12 protein-coding genes are annotated in these 16,200 nt (G+C 68.2%); 4 read left to right on the top strand and 8 right to left on the bottom strand.

Features of this window, described 5'->3' with window-relative positions; all coding sequences use genetic code 11:
- The 3 genes from LQV39_RS25980 to LQV39_RS25970 form a co-directional block, all read right to left on the bottom strand.
- On the bottom strand, nt 1-420 hold a 420-nt coding region (locus LQV39_RS25980), incomplete at its 3' end, for an MFS transporter (RefSeq protein WP_230030088.1).
- Nucleotides 417-740 carry a thioredoxin family protein gene (locus LQV39_RS25975; protein ID WP_230030087.1) on the bottom strand — a complete coding sequence of 108 codons (324 nt, stop codon included), beginning with the start codon at nt 738-740 and terminating at the stop codon, nt 417-419. The genes LQV39_RS25975 and LQV39_RS25980, both read right to left, overlap by 4 nt.
- 229 nt (nt 741-969) lie before the next feature.
- Nucleotides 970-4,077 (bottom strand): amidohydrolase family protein, encoded by a 3,108-nt coding sequence (locus LQV39_RS25970; RefSeq protein ID WP_230030086.1) that lies wholly within the window; start codon nt 4,075-4,077, stop codon nt 970-972.
- A 246-nt stretch (nt 4,078-4,323) separates the two neighbouring features.
- On the opposite strand from LQV39_RS25970, the gene LQV39_RS25965 reads away from it, so the two are divergent.
- From LQV39_RS25965 to LQV39_RS25955, 3 genes are all read left to right on the top strand, one after another.
- A complete protein-coding gene (locus tag LQV39_RS25965; RefSeq protein ID WP_230030085.1) occupies nt 4,324-4,506 on the top strand; it encodes a DUF3606 domain-containing protein in 183 nt (60 codons plus the stop codon).
- 165 nt (nt 4,507-4,671) lie between these two features.
- A complete protein-coding gene (locus LQV39_RS25960) occupies nt 4,672-5,817 on the top strand; it encodes a mechanosensitive ion channel family protein (protein ID WP_230030084.1) in 1,146 nt (381 codons plus the stop codon).
- An 84-nt stretch (nt 5,818-5,901) separates the two neighbouring features.
- A complete protein-coding gene (locus LQV39_RS25955; RefSeq protein WP_230030083.1) occupies nt 5,902-6,780 on the top strand; it encodes an SDR family oxidoreductase in 879 nt (292 codons plus the stop codon).
- 84 nt (nt 6,781-6,864) lie between these two features.
- Here LQV39_RS25955 and LQV39_RS25950 read toward each other — a convergent pair whose 3' ends face one another.
- The 3 genes from LQV39_RS25950 to LQV39_RS25940 all read right to left on the bottom strand — a co-directional run bounded on the left by LQV39_RS25950 (nt 6,865) and on the right by LQV39_RS25940 (nt 13,598).
- Nucleotides 6,865-9,312, bottom strand: coding sequence for a penicillin-binding protein 1A (locus tag LQV39_RS25950; RefSeq protein WP_230030082.1), 2,448 nt, complete (start codon nt 9,310-9,312; stop codon nt 6,865-6,867).
- Between the two features lie 79 nt (nt 9,313-9,391).
- On the bottom strand, nt 9,392-12,202 hold the full coding sequence (locus tag LQV39_RS25945; RefSeq protein WP_230030081.1) for an EAL domain-containing protein: 2,811 nt from the start codon (nt 12,200-12,202) through the stop codon (nt 9,392-9,394).
- A gap of 37 nt (nt 12,203-12,239) precedes the next feature.
- Nucleotides 12,240-13,598 carry a chloride channel protein gene (locus LQV39_RS25940; protein WP_230030080.1) on the bottom strand — a complete coding sequence of 453 codons (1,359 nt, stop codon included), beginning with the start codon at nt 13,596-13,598 and terminating at the stop codon, nt 12,240-12,242.
- Nucleotides 13,599-13,660: 62 nt separating this feature from the next.
- On the opposite strand from LQV39_RS25940, the gene LQV39_RS25935 reads away from it, so the two are divergent.
- A complete protein-coding gene (locus LQV39_RS25935; protein WP_230030079.1) occupies nt 13,661-14,167 on the top strand; it encodes a MarR family winged helix-turn-helix transcriptional regulator in 507 nt (168 codons plus the stop codon).
- Between the two features lie 17 nt (nt 14,168-14,184).
- Here the strand turns inward: LQV39_RS25935 and LQV39_RS25930 are convergent, their stop codons facing one another.
- The gene (locus LQV39_RS25930) at nt 14,185-14,388 is read right to left on the bottom strand and encodes a hypothetical protein (RefSeq protein ID WP_230030078.1); all 204 of its coding nucleotides are present in this window, start codon (nt 14,386-14,388) and stop codon (nt 14,185-14,187) included.
- Nucleotides 14,389-14,586: 198 nt separating this feature from the next.
- Nucleotides 14,587-15,999 (bottom strand): metallophosphoesterase, encoded by a 1,413-nt coding sequence (locus tag LQV39_RS25925; RefSeq protein ID WP_230030077.1) that lies wholly within the window; start codon nt 15,997-15,999, stop codon nt 14,587-14,589.
- Nucleotides 16,000-16,200: the final 201 nt, after the last annotated feature.

The following is a 16,200-nucleotide window of genomic DNA, read 5'->3' as shown; positions in this document are numbered from 1 at the left end:
GCCCCACTCCCCGCCCAGGCCCAGGCCCTGGCCGAAGCGGCACAATGCCAGCAGCAGCGGCGCCAGGGTGCCGATCGACGCATAGGTCGGCAGGAGGCCGATCAGGACGGTGGAAACGCCCATCGTCAGCAGCGCCGCGACCAGGGTCGCCTTCCTGCCGATGCGGTCGCCGAAGTGGCCGAACACCGCCGAGCCCACCGGCCGCGCGAAAAAGGCGATCGCGAAGGTCGCCAGCGACTGCAGCGTGGCGGCGGCCGGATCCGCGGCCGGGAAGAACAGCTTGGGGAACACCAGCACCGCGGCGGTGGCGTAGATATAAAAATCGAAGAACTCGATCGTGGTGCCGATCAGGCTCGCGAACAGGACGGTCGCGGGACGGTTCATGGCGGCGTGCACCGCTTGCGGCTCCGCTGCGCTCATGCGGCGCCTGCCTGGGCCAGCGCGTCTTTCAGCTCTTTCGCATCGGCCGGGCGCACCACGCGCGCGACTTCCTGGCCGTCCTTCATGACGATCACGGTCGGCCACAACTTGACGCGGAAGGAACGGCCCAGCGGGCGGCCCGGGCCGTCCTCGGCCTTCAGGTGTTTCACTGCCGGGAATGCCTTCAAGGCCTCGTCGATATCGTGCTCGGCGGCCTTGCAGTAGCCGCACCAGTTGGTGCCGAAGTCGACGGCCACGACACCGGGCATGGCATCGACGGCGCTGCGCTCCGGCTGCGCGGTTTCGTAGGGTTTGCTCATCTTGTTCTCCTTATTGGGCGCTTATTGTGCGAATGGCATTAGCCTACCTCAAATGGGTGCCGACTGCGAGACCGGCCGCGCCCTCTGCCCTGGCTGCGGGTTTTGGCCTGTTTGTCGGCGTCTGTGGGTTAGTTGCAAATTTTCGTTAACGAAAAAGACCCGCGGCCACAGGGACGCGGGCGCAAAACCGGATCCCGCGCCTCGAACAGGATCCGGCTACCAAGAAAGCTCAATCCGCGTGCTGCCCGTCCTCCGTGCACTCGGCGGGGTGGCTGCGGCAGCGCGCCTGGTAGGCCGCGAGCGCATCGCGGCGCGCCGCCAGCGCCGCCGGGGTCCTGAACGGCGCCAGGATCTCGGCCTGGGTGTAGGCGCGGCCGTTCTTCATCACCACCTCCACCGCCGCCGCGGCCTTCAGGTCGGCCAGCGGATTGCCGCGCACCGCGATCAGGTCGGCCAGCTTGCCCGGTTCCACCGAGCCGAGGTCCTTGTCCACCAGCGCCGTCTTCGCGGCATTGATGGTGACGGTCTGCAGCGCCGTGTAGTTGCCGAGCACCAGGCCGGCGGCGCGCAGGTTCAGGTGCAGCTGTATGCCCGGCACCACCAGCGGCGAGTCGGTGCCGTTCGCCACCAGGCCCCCTGCTGCCACCACTTTGGCCTGCTGGGTAGCGTCGTTGATGATGCCCGCCAGCTGGGCCGGCGTCGGCGGCGTGGCGTTCTGCAGGCCGGAGACGAAGTTCGGCGGCACCAGGATGAAGCGCGGGTCGGTGACGATGCCCGGATCCAGGCCCGCCAGCGCGGCGGCCGAGAACAGGGTGTCGATCAGGTGGAAGCTGCCCTTGCCGTAGGTGTCGTAGGCATCCTGGTAGGTGATCGCCCGCACCGCCGACTTCGACCAGCTGTAGCCCATGCGCTGCGTCGCGCTCAGGTGGGTGGTGCCGGCGATGCCGGTGGCGGCGCCCGGTTCGATCGGGTGGGTGCCGCTCGGGACGCCGAGGTCCAGCGCGCCCTGGGCGATGCGGCTCATGATGGGGATAGGCGCGCGCACATAGGACTTCATGAAATCGACGTCCATGGTCTTCGCTTTCGCGATCTCGACGTCGGCCACCGCCGGCGTGCGCAGGCTGCGCGCGAAGTGGTAGAACAGGCGGTTACCCTCCCACAGCGGCGGCGAGACGAACAGGCGCGGTCCCAGCAGGTTGCCCGACTCCAGCGACTCGCGCAGCTCGATGCTCTGGTGGATAGGGCCGCCCACCGACTGCCCCGTGGTGAGCCCGTAGGACAGCATCAGCGGCAGCCACTGCCCCACCTGGCCACCCTGGTAGAGCGTGAGCGGGTGGATGTGGGTCTCGATCAGGCCCGGCATCACCGTCAGGCCGCTGGCGTCGATGAAGCGCTCGGCCTGCGATTCGGACCCGGCCTGGTGCGGCCGGACCCAGGCGATGCGGTTCTGCTTCACCAGGATGTCGACGTCGTAACGCAGGGTCGGCGCCAGGCCGTCCCATAACGCGCCGGCGCGGATCAGGGTAGTACCGCTCGGCGCGGCCTGGCGCCATTGCAGACTGACCGGCACGTCGCGCACCTTGCTGCCGTCGGCATCGATGGTCCTGATCCTGTTGGCCGATTTGTACAGCAGGGTGTTGTTGCCGCCCCAGGAAGGCAGGTCGGCCGGTTCGCTGCTCAGCAGCCGCGCCGGGGCCGCCGGCGAGCCGTCCGGGTTCAGCGGCATCACATGCAGCAGCGAGTCCATGATGAAGGCGACCCGGGTGCCATCCGGCGAGAGCACGGCCGCACCTTCGTCGCGTTCCGAGATCTGGCGCGGGCTGGGCGCAACGGCGTAGAACCTGCCCTGCCCCGTGGCCAGGTCGATCACGCGCAGCTTGTTGTAGCCCTCGCGGAAGCGGTTGTTGATGCGCTCGTTGTCGACCAGCAGAATGTGCTGGCCGTCCGGCAGCCATTGCGGGGTGCTGACCTGGCTGCCGACCGCCGGCGCGATCACCTGGAAGGTGCCGCTGGCGCGGTTCCAGATCTCGAGCTGGCCGGACAGGGTCGTGTAGGCGATCCGGTCCCCGGTCGGCGACAGCCTGGGCAGGGCCATCGAACGCCCCGGGATCGCCGCCAGCCGGGTGCGCGCGCCGGTGGCGACATTGACCTGGTCGACCGCCAGCTGGCCGGCGTTGCCGCGTTCGGTCGAGAAGTAGACGGCGCTGCCGTCCGCGGTCCACTGCGGGCTGATGTCGCGGTCGCGGTCGTTCGTCAGGCGGCGCGGCGCGTCGCCGATGCGCATCACCCAGACGTCGTTCAGGGCCACGAAAGCGATGCTCCGGCCGTCCGGCGACAGCACCGGCGCGCTGATGCCGTTCACCTTGCGCTGGCCGAAGTTGTCGAAGCCGCGGTCCTTCGGATGCGCGAACACGGGGCGCAGCAGCAGCAGCTCGGCGCGGAAATTCACGTCGCTGGGGCCGGCGCCGGCGGCGTCGCGCACGCGGATATGGCCGTCGGCGGTGTACACGAAGCGCCCGTCAGGCAGGAAGCGCACCGGGAAGGGGAAGATGTCCTCGCCGCTCGTCACCTGCCTCATTTCCTGACCCCGGCGCACCACCAGCTGGCGGTCCGCATTCTGGTAGACCAGGCTGGTGCCGTCCGGGGTCCAGGCCGGCGCAGTGCCCGGCGCGACGATGGTCGGGGCGCCGCCTGCCAGCGGCCGCGTCACCACGTTCGGCCCGTCCACGTAGGCCAGGGTCGTGCCGTCCGGGGAGAGCACCGGATTGCTTTCGGCGCCGGGCCCGGTCGTGACCTGCTGCGGCGGGCCGCCGGCCGCGGGCACGGTCCAGATCTTGTACTGGCCGTCGTTGCTGCGGTCGGACGAGAACACCAGGGCGTTGCCGTCCGGGGTCCAGGCCGGCTCGCGGTCGTCGTTCGGGCCGGTGGTCAGTTCTTCCGGATGGCGGCCGTCGGGCGCGATGGTCCAGATGTGGTAGTTGCCTTCCGGGGCGTAGTTCTGGAAGGCGATGCGCTTGCCGTCCGGCGACCATACCGGCGCGGTCGGCTCCAGGTGCCAGTCGGTGATGCGGGTGGCGGTGCCGCCCCCTGCAGGCATCACCCACAGCGCACCCTGGGCCGAGAACACCAGGCGCTTGCCGTCCGGCGAGGGCGAGGCCGCCATGTTGGTTCCTTCGCGCAGTTCGACGCGCAGGTCCTGGGTCGGGCCGCGCAGGTCGTTCAACTGGTCGACGCGGCCGCCGCCGTGCAGCTGGCAGGCCGAGAGCAGAAAACTGGTTGCCGCCACCGCAAGGGCGGTACGGCGCGTGCATGCAAGGACGGGATGAGGATGCTTCATGGCTGCCTCCGCTGTGGAAATGTTGCAAATTCGCACCAACTTGGTGCAGAACACGCTTTGATCCTACTGCCGGGCTCGCCGATCAAGGTCGGTATTGTTCGGTTTTCTGATCGCGCTCAAAACATATTGCTGACGCATGGGAACTTTTTACGGAAGAAAATCAGTTGCTTTAGGTGAGACAGCGAACGGAATACGGTCGCGGCCGGTGGCATCCTGCACCTGTACTCGTGAATAAAGGAGGCAACCATGTCCGACAATCTGCAAAACCGCGGCCAGCAGGACCGCGCCCGCATCAACCTGCATGAGAAGCACGAGATCCAGTACTGGACCAAGGCCCTCGGCGTGTCCGAGGAAGAGCTGCAGCAGGCCGTGAAACAGGCCGGCAACAGTGCCGAGGCCGTCCGCCAGCACCTGCAGACCAAGCACTGAGCTAGCACCGATCTCCGGCGCCGCGGTCGAGGCGCCGTCTGCAGGCCACGCGCGGCCGGCCGGCGCCGGCGGCGTCCACCGGCTGCGCACACCGGACTTCATTCCGTGCGCGCGGGCGCCCTGCCCGCAGTCTTCCCTCGCCCCATATTTCCTGAAAGGAGCCCAATGGACATCCGCGGCTATTTCACATCCCTCGACATCAGCTGGCCCAACGCTGCCTTCGCGCTCGCCGCGGCAGTCGTCAGCTTCATCCTCATCCACGGCGCCGTGGTGCTGTTCCGGCGCCGCCTCAACCAGCTCGACGGCGAAGCCGCCCAGCGCCCCATCGTCGACGTCCTGCGCCACACCCTGGCCAGGACCAGCAACCTGGCGGTGCTGTCAACCTCGCTGCTGATCGGCGTTTCGGTACTGGACCTGCCGCCGCCCTGGGACGTGCGGGTCGGCCACCTGTGGTTCGTGACCCTCGGCGCCCAACTGGCCCTGTGGCTGCACCGCGCGATCGCGGTGACGGCGCGGCGCTACTTCCGCATCCATGGCAAGGGCAAGGAAAACGAACAGGTGACGGTGGCGCACACCCTGATGATCTGGGCCCTGCAGTGGAGCGTCTGGACCGTGTTCCTGCTGGCGATGCTGGCCAATCTCGGCATCAACGTCACCACCTTCGTGGCCAGCCTCGGCATCGGCGGCATCGCCGTGGCGCTGGCGGTGCAGAACGTCCTCGGCGATCTGTTCGCCTCGCTGTCGATCGCGATCGACAAGCCCTTCGAAGTCGGCGACTCGGTCTCGGTGCCGGAATTCTCGGGCACGATCGAGCACGTGGGCCTGAAGACCACCCGTATCCGCGCCCTGTCCGGCGAGCAGATCGTGATCGCCAACGCCGAGCTGCTGCGCAAGACGGTCCACAACTTCAAGCGCATGAACACCCGGCGCGTGCAGTTCACGCTGCGCATCAACCCGGCCACGCCGCCGGAACTGGCGGCCAGGGTGCCGCCGGCGCTCTCGAAAATCATCGAGACCAAGGACAAGGTGAAGCTGGACCACGTCAACCTGACGGTGCTCGACCAGAACTTCATCGAATTCGACATCGTCTACAACCTGAGCGACGCCAACTACGCCCTGTTCCTGAATACCCAGCAGCAGGTGCTGCTGGAAGCGATGGCGATGTGCCGCGACCTCGGTATCTCGACCGCGCCGCGCCCCCGGCAGCTGGTGCTGAACGAAGCCGCCGGACCCGAGCAGGCGGCCAACGATGCGGCCGGGATCGCGCTTGCGGACGGGCGCAGCGCGATTCCGGCGCGCCCTGCCCACTGAGCCGCTTGCCGGGCGGCACACTAGCGCCGCGCACCGCCCGCCCGGCCTAGAATCGCAGGCCAACGCTACCGATGGAGGTCAACGATGTCCAAGCAGCAGTCGCAGCAGCAGAACCAGCAGAAGGCCCAGGAACAGACGCCGCAGCAGACCCCGCCCGGCCTTGATTCCCAGCTGACGCCAAAGGCCGACCACGGCGAATCCAGCTACGTCGGCCACGGCCGGCTGGCCGACAAGAAGGCCCTGATCACCGGCGCCGACAGCGGCATCGGCCGCGCCGTCGCCCTGGCCTACGCGCGCGAGGGCGCCGACGTGCTGATCGCTTACCTGAACGAGCACGAGGACGCGAAGGAAACCGAACGCCTGGTCAGGAAAGCGGGCCGCAAGGCGGTGCTGATGCCGGGCGACCTGGCCGACCCGGCGCATTGCCGCGCGCTGGTGGACCGCGCCGTGCAGGAATTCGGCCGCATCGACGTGCTGGTGAATAACGCGGCCTTCCAGATGACCCATGAGGACATCGAGGACATCCCCGACGAGGAATGGCGGTACACCTTCGCGGTCAATATCGACGCCATGTTCTACATCTGCAAGGCGGCCGTAAAGCACATGAAGCCGGGTTCCTCGATCATCAACACCACCTCGATCAATTCGGACAAGCCGAAACCGACGCTGCTGGCCTATGCCACCACCAAGGGCGCGATCGCCAACTTCACGGCCGGCCTGGCCCAGCTGCTGGCCGACAAGGGCATCCGCGTGAACTCGGTGGCGCCGGGACCGATCTGGACGCCGCTGATCCCCTCGACCATGCCGCCGGACGAGGTGGCGAGCTTCGGCCAGCAGACGCCGATGAAGCGCGCCGGCCAGCCGGCCGAACTGGCGCCCGTGTATGTGATGCTGGCCTCGAACGAGGCCAGTTATGTGTCCGGGGCGCGGATTGCGGTGACGGGCGGCACGCCCATCCTGTAAACGCATGCGCTGTACGTGGGCACGGGGTGCCCACCCTACGTTGACGTGTAGGGTGGGCACCCCGTGCCCACGGTTACGTTCCAATCAAGCGTCGTTCGGGAACCGGTTGCCGGCGTCGTTGCCTTGCGGTTCCGGTTCCGCCCGAGGGTGTTCTTCGTCCTCCGAAGGAGGTTCCGGCGGCGGCTGCGGCAGACCGGCCGGCGGGCCGCCTTCCTGCTGCATGTCATTGCCCTCTTCCATATCCTCTTCCGGTTCTTCGTGGCGCACCACCGGTTCCGCCTTGTGGAAGTTCGGGAATTCGGCGTCGGCCGGCAGCTTGCCGCTGTCCAGCGCGGTCTTGAAGAAGTCGCCCACCAGCAGGATCGCACTGTGGCCGCCCTGGCCCCAGTAATTCGAGCGCATGGTCACGCGGTTGTCGTTGAAGCCCACCCAGGCGCCGGCCACCAGGTTCGGGTGCATCATGATGAACCAGCCGTCGGCATTGTTCTGGGTGGTGCCGGTCTTGCCGGCGACGTCGCCGTCGATGCCGAAGCGGTAGCGCACGGCGGTGCCGGTGCCGCGGTTGATCACGCCGCGCATCATGTCGATCAGGGTCACCGCCGAGGCCTGGGACAGCACGCGCTGCGGGCTCTGGCTGGCGAAATCGGCGATCACCTTGCCGTCGCGGTCGGTGATCCTGCGCACGAACACGGGGCGGCGGTACTCGCCCTGGGCGGCGATGGTCGAATAGGCGCTGACCATCTCCAGCAGGGTCACCGGGCTGGTGCCCAGCGCGATCGAGGGCACGGCCGACAGCTTGCTACTGCGCACGCCCATGTCCTGGGCCAGCTTGACGATGGGCGCCACGCCCACGTCCTGCATCACCTGGGCGGTGATCGTGTTCTTCGAGAACACCAGGCCGTCGCGCATGGTCAGGCGGCGGCCGGTGGTGCCGCTGTTGTCGGTTGGACGCCAGGTGGTGCCGTTGGGGTCGCTGATCGTCGTCACCGCATCCAGGTAGGGGTGGTCCGGCGTGATGCCGCGCTCCAGCGCCGCCGCGTACACGATGGGCTTGAAGGTGGATCCCGGCTGGCGCGTGGCCTGGTTGACGTGGTCGAACTGTTCGCGCTGGAAGCTGCGGCTGCCGACCCAGGCCTTCACTTCGCCGGTAGCCGGGTCCATGGCGACGAAGCCGGCTTCCAGGCGCGCTTTCGACGTCTTCAGCTGGCGCATGAATTCGCGGTCGGCCTTCAGGCGCTTCAGCGCCGCCGCCGCGTCCTCGCCGCCTTCCACCGCTTTCTTGTACTCGCCGGACTCGCGCACGAAGGCGTCCAGCAGTTCGCCGTGCGACTGCCAGAAATAGGCGAAGGGCGTGACGTCTTCGCGCATGTCGGCATAGGTCTGGGTCGAGGTCGAGTTGACCGGCCAGGCATGGGCCCAGTCGACGTCGGCGATGGCCTGCAGGGCGTCGGCCTGGCGCTCGACGGCGCGCTGGGCAGCCTGCTGCAGGTCGAAGTCGAGAGTGGTCTGGACGATCAGGCCGTCCTGCTGCAGGTTGACGTCGTTCTTGTCGGCCCAGTCGACCAGCCACTTGCGCACATAGGCGGTGAAATGGTCGTCGCGGCCGTTGCGCTCGGACTGGCGCGAGAAATGCACGCCCAGCTTGCGCTTGCTGAGCTGGCGGTAGCGGCTCTCGTCGAAGGCGCCGGCCTTCAGCATCTGCGCCAGCACCACGTTGCGGCGCGCCAGCGAGCGTTCCGGGTTGGTGACCGGGTTGTAATAGGCGGTGCCCTTCAGCATGCCGACCAGGGTCGCGGCCTCCGTTTCGCTGAGCTGGAAGGCGGTCTTGCCGAAATAGGTGCGCGCCGCCATCTCGATGCCGTAGGTGTTGTACAGGAAGGGCACCGTGTTCAGGTAGGCTTCGAGGATCTCGGTCTTGCTGTAGGTATTCTCGATCTTGAAGGCGGTGATCAGTTCCTTCAGCTTGCGGTTCAGGTTGCGCTTGCTGCCGATCTCGTCGCGGAACATGTTGCGCGCCAGCTGCTGGGTGATGGTCGAGCCGCCCTGGGCGTCGCCCTTCAGGTTGGCCAGCATGGCCCCGGCAATGCGGGTGAAGTCGACCCCGTGGTGCTCGTAGAAACGGTGGTCCTCGGTGGCGATCAGGGCCTTGATGACGTGCGGCGAGATCTGCGACAACTTGACCTTTTCCTGCAGGCCCTGCTCGAAGCTGGCCAGCTCGCGGCCGTCGCCGGACAGCACCACGGTCGGCTGCGCGACCCGCGCCTGCTTGACGTCCTCGATGCCCGGAGTCAGCGGGAACAGCATCGCCACATAGATGGCGAACAGCACGATCAGCGCCAGCATGGCCCACAGACCGATCAGCAGCCAGCGTTCGAGCGGCGGCCGCTTCATCAAGCCGGCGCGCACCTGCTCGTAGCGGGCCCGCGCCCGCTGCGCGGCCGCGCCGCCGCGCCGGCGGTCCGGTCCGGGATAGCCCATCGGCCGGGGTTCCTGTCCTTGTTGCCCTTCTTCGTTGTTGTTATGGTCGTCCACGCTTCTTTCCCGTCTGCTCCTGTTCATGACCGCCGCAAGTATAGCCGAGGGCGTGAAAATTCACGGTGCGGCAGGCCTCTTATGCAGTGACTGTCTGTGGGGTCACATGCCGGCCGTTCCTCAGCATGGCTTCGACGTCCTGGCGCGAGGCGGCCTGTGCATACACATGGCCCTGCACCTCGTCGCAGCCGCGCCGCTTCAGGTAGTCGAGCTGGGCCTCCGTTTCCACCCCTTCGGCAATCACCCGCATGCGCAGCCCGCGCGCCAGCTCGATGATGGCCGAGACCATGGCCGCATCGTCCTCGTTGCTAGTGATGTCGCGCACAAAGCTGCGGTCGATCTTCAGCACGTCCACCGGGAAGCGGCGCAGGTAGGACAGGCTCGAGTAGCCGGTGCCGAAGTCGTCGATGGACAGCTTGACGCCCATGCGCTTGAGTTCCCCCATGGTCCGGATCGCGCCTTCGACGTCTTCCATCATGAGGCTCTCGGTCAGCTCGATCTCCAGGCAGCCCGGCGCCAGGCCGGTCTCCTCCAGCACGCGCTCGATTTCGCGCACCAGGCCGGGCTGGGCGAACTGGCGCGCCGACAGGTTGACGGCGATGCGTATGGTCCCGTAGCCGGCATGCTGCCATTCGCGGCTCTGGCGGCAGGCGGTGCGCAGCACCCAGGACCCGATCGGCACGATCAGGCCGGTCTCCTCGGCAAGGTGGATGAAGCGGTCGGGCCGCACCATGCCCAGGATCGGGTGGCGCCAGCGGATCAGCGCCTCCAGCCCGACCACGGAACCGCTTTCGAGGTCGACCTGGGGCTGGTAGTGCAGTTCGAATTCGCCCTGCTGCAGCGCGCTGCGCAGCGCGCCTTCCAGCGCGATCCGTTCGCGCGCCCGCGCGTTCATGGCCGAGGTGTAGAACTGGACCGCGTTGCGGCCGAGGTCCTTGGCGCGGTACATCGCGACTTCGGCGTGCTGGATCAGGGAAGCGGCGTCAATGCCGTCGGCCGGCCAGGCCGCGAGGCCGGCGCTGCCCGTCATCACCAGCTCCTGCCCGTGCAGGCGCAGCGGCTCGGCCAGGGCCTTCAGCACCGCCTGGACCGTGGCCGAGGCTTCGCTCTCGTCGGCGCGGCCCGGCAGGACAAGGACGAACTCGTCGCCGCCGGTGCGCGCCACCGTGTCGGCGCGCCCGACCGCGGCCTGGGCCCGGGTCGCCACCGCCTTCAGCATCTCGTCGCCGGCGTTGTGGCCGAAGGTATCGTTGACGTACTTGAAGTGGTCGAGGTCGAGCGCGGCCACCCACACCACGGCGTCGCTGCCGGCCAGCGCGATGGCGGCTTCGATACGGTCCTGCAGCAGCACCCGGTTGGCGAGCCCGGTGAGCGTATCGTAGCGCGCCCGCACTTCCAGCTCGGCCTCGTAGCGCTTGGCGGTGCTGACGTCGTACTGGGTGATCACGAAATGGCCGGGCTCCTCCTCGCCTTCCCACACGGGCGCCACGTAAACATCGGCGTACAGCTCCTTGCCGCTCTTGCAGCGCAGGCGCATGGTGGCGTTGCCTTCGCGCCGCTCGCGCATGGCCTGCAGCAGCTCGGCCACCTGGGCCTGCTCCGGCTCCTGCTCGGCAGCGTCGAACAGGCGCATGCCGATTGCTTCGGCGGCACTGTAGCCGCGCATCCGCTCGAAGGCCGGGTTCACGTACTCGATCGGGTAGCCTGGCTCGCGCGCGTTCACCAGCATCACCACGTTGGCGCTGGCCTCGATCGCACGCAGGTAGAGGTTGGTCTGGCCGAGCGCCTGTTCGAGGTCGGCCGTGCGGCGCTCGATCAGGGCTTCGACCTCGCCGGAACGCTGGGTGCGCATGCGGACCCAGGCCGCCAGCGCCGCGCTCAGCAGGCAGCCCATCACCAGCACCGCCAGCGGCGCCGCGCCGCCGCCCATGTCGGTCGAACGGCCGGACAGGCGCAGTTCCCAGCGCTGGCCGGCCACGTTGAAGGGGTGGCGCACGGTGAACACTTCCTCGCCCAGCCAGCCATGCCAGGCCGGCCTTGCCCGCCAGCCCATGCTGTCCCAGCGGAAGGCAGTCTGCATCCCCTGTTTTCCCATGCCGGCCAGCTCGATCGTGGTGCCGGCGCGGCCCAGCAGCCGGGCGCCGGCCAGGTTGCGTCCGACCAGGTCGCCGACGTCCAGCACCACCGAGGTATCGCCGATCACCTTGGCGCGGCGCGCGGCCGCCGCGAAGGGCACGGCGCCGCCGCGATAGACCGGCATCACCATCACCACGCCCAGCTTGCCCTCGTACTGCAGCAGCGGCAGCAGGACGCTGGCGGTCGGCTGGCCGCTCGCCAGCGCCTTTTCGAAGGCGCGGGCCTGCGGCTCGAAGGACAGCGCGTCATAGCCGAGCGCGTCGCGGTAGCCGTTCATGGGTTCGATGTACTCGGCCACCAGGTAGCGTTCGCGCGCGCCCGCCGGCGCCAGGCCGTCCTGGGCCCGCTCCTGGATCCGGAAGCCGGGCTGCAGCCGGGCCTGCCCCGCCTCGTAGCCGCTGCGCCCGCCGGCCTCGACGATGCGGTGAAAGACCACCGCGTCCAGGTAGGGATGGGATTCCATCAAGGGGCGCACGAAGGCGCCGAACTGGACACGGTCGACCACGCCCATTGCTTCGAACAGGGCATTGCTGGCCCGCAGGACGACCAGCACGTCGCTGAAACTGTTGGCGACGGAGGCGTAGTTGGTTTCGGCGCGCTGCAGGAACTCGGCGCGGGCACGCTCGCGCTCGGCGTCATGCAGGCCGCTGGCGAGCGCAAAAGCGATCACGGCGCCTGCCAGGAGAGACAGGACGGCGGCGATATCGGGTGGCCGCGGACGGACGCGGCCAAGGCGCGCGATCCAATTCGACATAAGCCATGGTAGCAGGTCTGGCCCTGCGCACGCCGGATTACTCTGGCGGGCGCGGCAATTCTTTCGGGCTGGCCGGCAGGCGCGCCAGCTGGAAGGTGGCCAGGGTCGCGTAGAGCGGCGGGCTGATGGCGCGCGCCACCAGGTAGGACACCAGGGCGCAGGCCATCAGGCTGAGCACCATGGCATGGCCATCGACCATTTCCATCACGATGATGAAAGCGGTCAGCGGCGCCTGGGTGGCGGCCGACAGGAAGCCGACCATGCCCAACGCGATCAGGGCCGGCATCTGCGCGCCGTATAGCAACAAAGCGACGTCGTTGCCGATCGCCGCGCCGATAGCCAGCGAAGGGGCGAAAATACCCGCCGGCACCCCGGACCAGCTGGTGATCCAGGTGGCCAGGAATTTGAACAGCGCATAGGCCGGCGGCATCGCACCGGCGCCCTCGACCATGATGCGGGTGGCGCCGTAGCCGGAACCGAAGGCCGCGCCCGCGGTCACGATGCCGATCACCGCCACCGCCAGGCCGCAGCCGGCCGCGAACAGCACCGGCCGGCGCGCGCGGAAGCGGCTGAAGGGATCGAGCGACTGTCCGGACAGCGAAGCGATCAGCAGGCGCGAGAACAGGCCGCCGGCGATGCCCGCCAGCACCGCCAGCAGCAGGCCCGGCAGCAGCAGGTCCAGGCCCGGCGCCGGCGCGTGGATCACGCCGAAATAGGCGTCATTGCCATGCGCCGACACCGCCACCAGGCCGGCCAGCACGATCGCGGCGATGATCAGGCCGCTGCTGCGCCGCTCGGGCGCGCGCGCCAGTTCCTCGATCGCGAACATCACGCCGCCGAGCGGCGTGTTGAAGGCGGCCGCGATACCCGCCGCGCCGCCGGCCACCAGCAGGCCGTGCACGCCGACCGGCGCCCCCGCCGCCGGGGTGCCGTACCACATGAACCGGCGCACCTGCAGCATGATGCCGGCCGCGATCTGCACCGAGGGCCCTTCCCGGCCCAGCGACAGCCCGCCCAGCAGGCCGCCCGAGGTCAGCAATATCTTCGCGATGCTCAGCCGCAGCGAGACGAACAGGCCGCGCTCGGCCTCGCCGACTTCCTTCTCGAGCGTGGCCATGACCTGGGGAATGCCCGAGCCGGCCGCGCCCGCCGCAAACCGGCGCGTGCACCAGACCACGCCCGCGGCGGCCGCCGGCGCGGCCAGCAGCGGCGCCCACCAGGCTTGGGCGCGCAGGGCGGCAAAATAGCCGCTCGCCGTCTCCGCCAGCCAGGTGAAACCGACCACCGTCAAGCCGGCCACGACCGCCGCCGCCACCACCAGGGCGCGCGCCAGCCACAGCTTCCAGTCCGCCAGTTCCTGGCGTATCGCTTCCTTCATCGAACGCGGCGCTCTCATCGTGCGCCACCATTACAATTAGACGCTGGGCTAGCGACCGATTTATCCGTTATCATTCACGTATGTCCTCATCATCATTTTCGTCAAAGCAAGCCGACGGGGCCGAGGCCGCACCCGAGACCCGCGTGCTGCGCCAGTTCCGGATCGTGTTCAACTCGGTCAAGACCCACTTCCGCCAGGTCGAGCGCGAAGCCGGCGTCGGCGGCGCCCAGCTGTGGGCGCTGTCCGTGATCGAGCGCCGCCCCGGCATCGGCGTGACCGAGCTCTCGCGCGAGCTCGACATCCACCAATCCACCGCCAGCAACCTGATCAAGAGCCTCACCGAGCGCGGCCTGGTCACGGCCGCGCGCGAGGGCCTGGACCGGCGCAGCGTCTCCCTGCGCATTTCGGGTGAAGGCGAAACGGTGCTGAAGAGCGCGCCGATGCCCTTCGCCGGCGTGCTGCCGGACGCCCTGTCCAGCCTCGATCCGGCCACGCTGGAACGCATGGAGCAGGACCTCGGCGCCCTGATCGCCCTGCTCGAAGCGGATCCGTCCAGCGCCAAGCTGTTGCTGTCCCAGCAGCTCTGAACAGGCGCCATGCGCGCTCACGCCGGGATCGCCTGGTCTTCGCGGCCGCCGCACTCGCGGACGGCCGCCCTCGGATAGCCGGCTTCGCTGCCGGGCGCGGCGACGCGGCGCAGCTGTTTCAGCGCGAGCAGATAGGGGGAATGGTAGATCGGACCTTGCACTTCGAGCGCCGGATTTACCGGCCAGGCCAACTGGGCGGCAGCGGAAATCGACTCGTCCATATGCCCTCCTCCGGTGATTGAGACGGATGGAGCAGGCAACCAGGAAAAAAACTCCCGGCCGGAGCCGGGAGCGTAATGATACAAAGTATCCTCATCGCTGATCGCGAAGACCCGCTGAAACCTCCTCAGCGGCCCCGCTCACGCCACGATTGTGACACAGATGGTGTATTGCAGGCAATCACATTTATCCAAATACATTTATTGCGACACCGCGCGCGGCACCTGCGCGAGGGCGCAGCGTGAGTGCCGCCCCTCGACCGTGCAGGTGTTGCGCTCATGCCCGTCGCGATCGTGGATCACCACATCCCAGCGGTCCGCAGCGCGCCGTTCCATGGTCATGAAGCCGAAGCCGTCGATCCAGGAACTCATGGCCTCGACGATGGCGCCCGGGGCCGGCGTGGTGCCAGGCGCAACCGATGCCGGCAACGGCACGATGTCTTCCGCCGTGCCGGCGAAGCCGCTGACGAACTGGGTCGGATGATCGGACGAGAAGCTGACCTGCTCCCACAGGTGCACGTGGCCGGACAGCAGCACGTCCACATTCGCCGGGAGCAGGCGCGGCTGGATGGCGCCGAAGGTCTGGATCAGGCCGGCGTCGCCGCCGAAGATCCTGATCTCCTTCGTCTTCTTGTCCTGCTCGGCGCCGAAACCGTACAGCGGGTGGTGGTCTACCGCGATGGTGTGGCGCGCACGGGCGGCCAGCGTCTCCAGCTTGCGATAGGTGTCGGCGTATTTCTCGAGCCGGACGTCGCCTGCCTTGAAGCCTTTATAGCTGGTGTTGGCGCTGTCGAAGACCAGCAACTGGGCGTCGCCGCCCAGCGGCACCACATAGGGGTCGGTGTAGTCGCCGATGACGTCCTTCGCCGGGTCGTCGCAGCTGCTCTCGGGACGCAGCGGACGCGGGTCGAGGAAGCGCCACCAGCCCTGGCCGCCGCGCACGCAGGTCTCGTGGTTGCCGCGCGCCACCACCCAGGGCGCGGCCGCCAGCAGGGTCCGGGCCGGCGCGAAGAAGTCGGCGTTCCAGGCATCCCAGCCATAGCCGAAGGGGCTGCCGGCGCAGCCGGGACGATCGGCCGGGCACGGGTCTTCGCGGTAGTGGAAGTCGCCGACGTGGATCACCAGGTCCGGCTTCCAGGCGGCCGCGCTGGCGGCGACCCTGGCGAAGGGAAAGGCCTCGGCATCGTTACAGTCCTGGAATTCCTTGCCTTTCAGGCGGCAGCCGGTGTCGCCGATCACCACGATGCGTGCCGGCTCCTTCACTGGCAGCGGCAGGTTCTGGCCGGCCACGCTGACCCTGCGCGCGCCGGCGGGCAGCGGCGTTTCGCAGCTCTGCACCGGTGAAGATACCGGCGTCGGGCGGCTCTTCGCTTCGCCCGTTTGCGAACGTAGCGGGATAGCGGACAGCGGCGAGCGCACGCTCATGGTGGCGGGCTTGCCGTCGATCTCGATGCCAGGGCAGGACGACGTGGTGACGATCGCGCGGGCGGTCGCGGCGCCGTCATCGCCCAGGATGACGTAAGCCGACTGGAGCGCCGGTGTGGGCTGGAGGCCGGCGCAGCCGGCGAGTGCGGCCGCACCCAGCGCGGCAAGGAGGTAGCGAGGCAGGGACATGGATGCTATCCAGGCAAAGCTGGCAAGTTACCACATTCCCAAATTGCAAGCTGGCGCTTATCCATTTCGCATATAAGCATACTTCTAATCCTTATTGGTCAAGCAATTGGTTGCCTGCTAAGCTCGCAGCCCTCCACAGCCATGGTGCTGTGCAACATATGGAAAGAAGAACATGAGCGTCAAGCATTCCCGTCCCAACCC

Source organism: Massilia sp. Bi118 (assembly GCF_918697865.1).
In the GTDB taxonomy this organism is placed as follows: Bacteria; Pseudomonadota; Gammaproteobacteria; order Burkholderiales; family Burkholderiaceae_D; genus Telluria.
The sequence above is the reverse complement of the archived record's forward strand: the minus strand, read 5'-3'. Positions and strand labels throughout refer to the sequence as shown.

Excerpts from the sequence above, each read along its gene's own strand:
- LQV39_RS25970 (WP_230030086.1), bottom strand. The coding sequence starts at position 4,077 with ATGAAGCATCCTCATCCCGTCCTTGCATGCACGCGCCGTACCGCCCTT.
- LQV39_RS25955 (WP_230030083.1), top strand. The coding sequence starts at position 5,902 with ATGTCCAAGCAGCAGTCGCAGCAGCAGAACCAGCAGAAGGCCCAGGAA.
- LQV39_RS25975 (WP_230030087.1), bottom strand. The coding sequence starts at position 740 with ATGAGCAAACCCTACGAAACCGCGCAGCCGGAGCGCAGCGCCGTCGAT.
- LQV39_RS25945 (WP_230030081.1), bottom strand. The coding sequence starts at position 12,202 with ATGTCGAATTGGATCGCGCGCCTTGGCCGCGTCCGTCCGCGGCCACCC.
- LQV39_RS25935 (WP_230030079.1), top strand. The coding sequence starts at position 13,661 with ATGTCCTCATCATCATTTTCGTCAAAGCAAGCCGACGGGGCCGAGGCC.
- LQV39_RS25960 (WP_230030084.1), top strand. The coding sequence starts at position 4,672 with ATGGACATCCGCGGCTATTTCACATCCCTCGACATCAGCTGGCCCAAC.
- LQV39_RS25925 (WP_230030077.1), bottom strand. The coding sequence starts at position 15,999 with ATGTCCCTGCCTCGCTACCTCCTTGCCGCGCTGGGTGCGGCCGCACTC.
- LQV39_RS25940 (WP_230030080.1), bottom strand. The coding sequence starts at position 13,598 with ATGAGAGCGCCGCGTTCGATGAAGGAAGCGATACGCCAGGAACTGGCG.
- LQV39_RS25965 (WP_230030085.1), top strand. The coding sequence starts at position 4,324 with ATGTCCGACAATCTGCAAAACCGCGGCCAGCAGGACCGCGCCCGCATC.
- LQV39_RS25930 (WP_230030078.1), bottom strand. The coding sequence starts at position 14,388 with ATGGACGAGTCGATTTCCGCTGCCGCCCAGTTGGCCTGGCCGGTAAAT.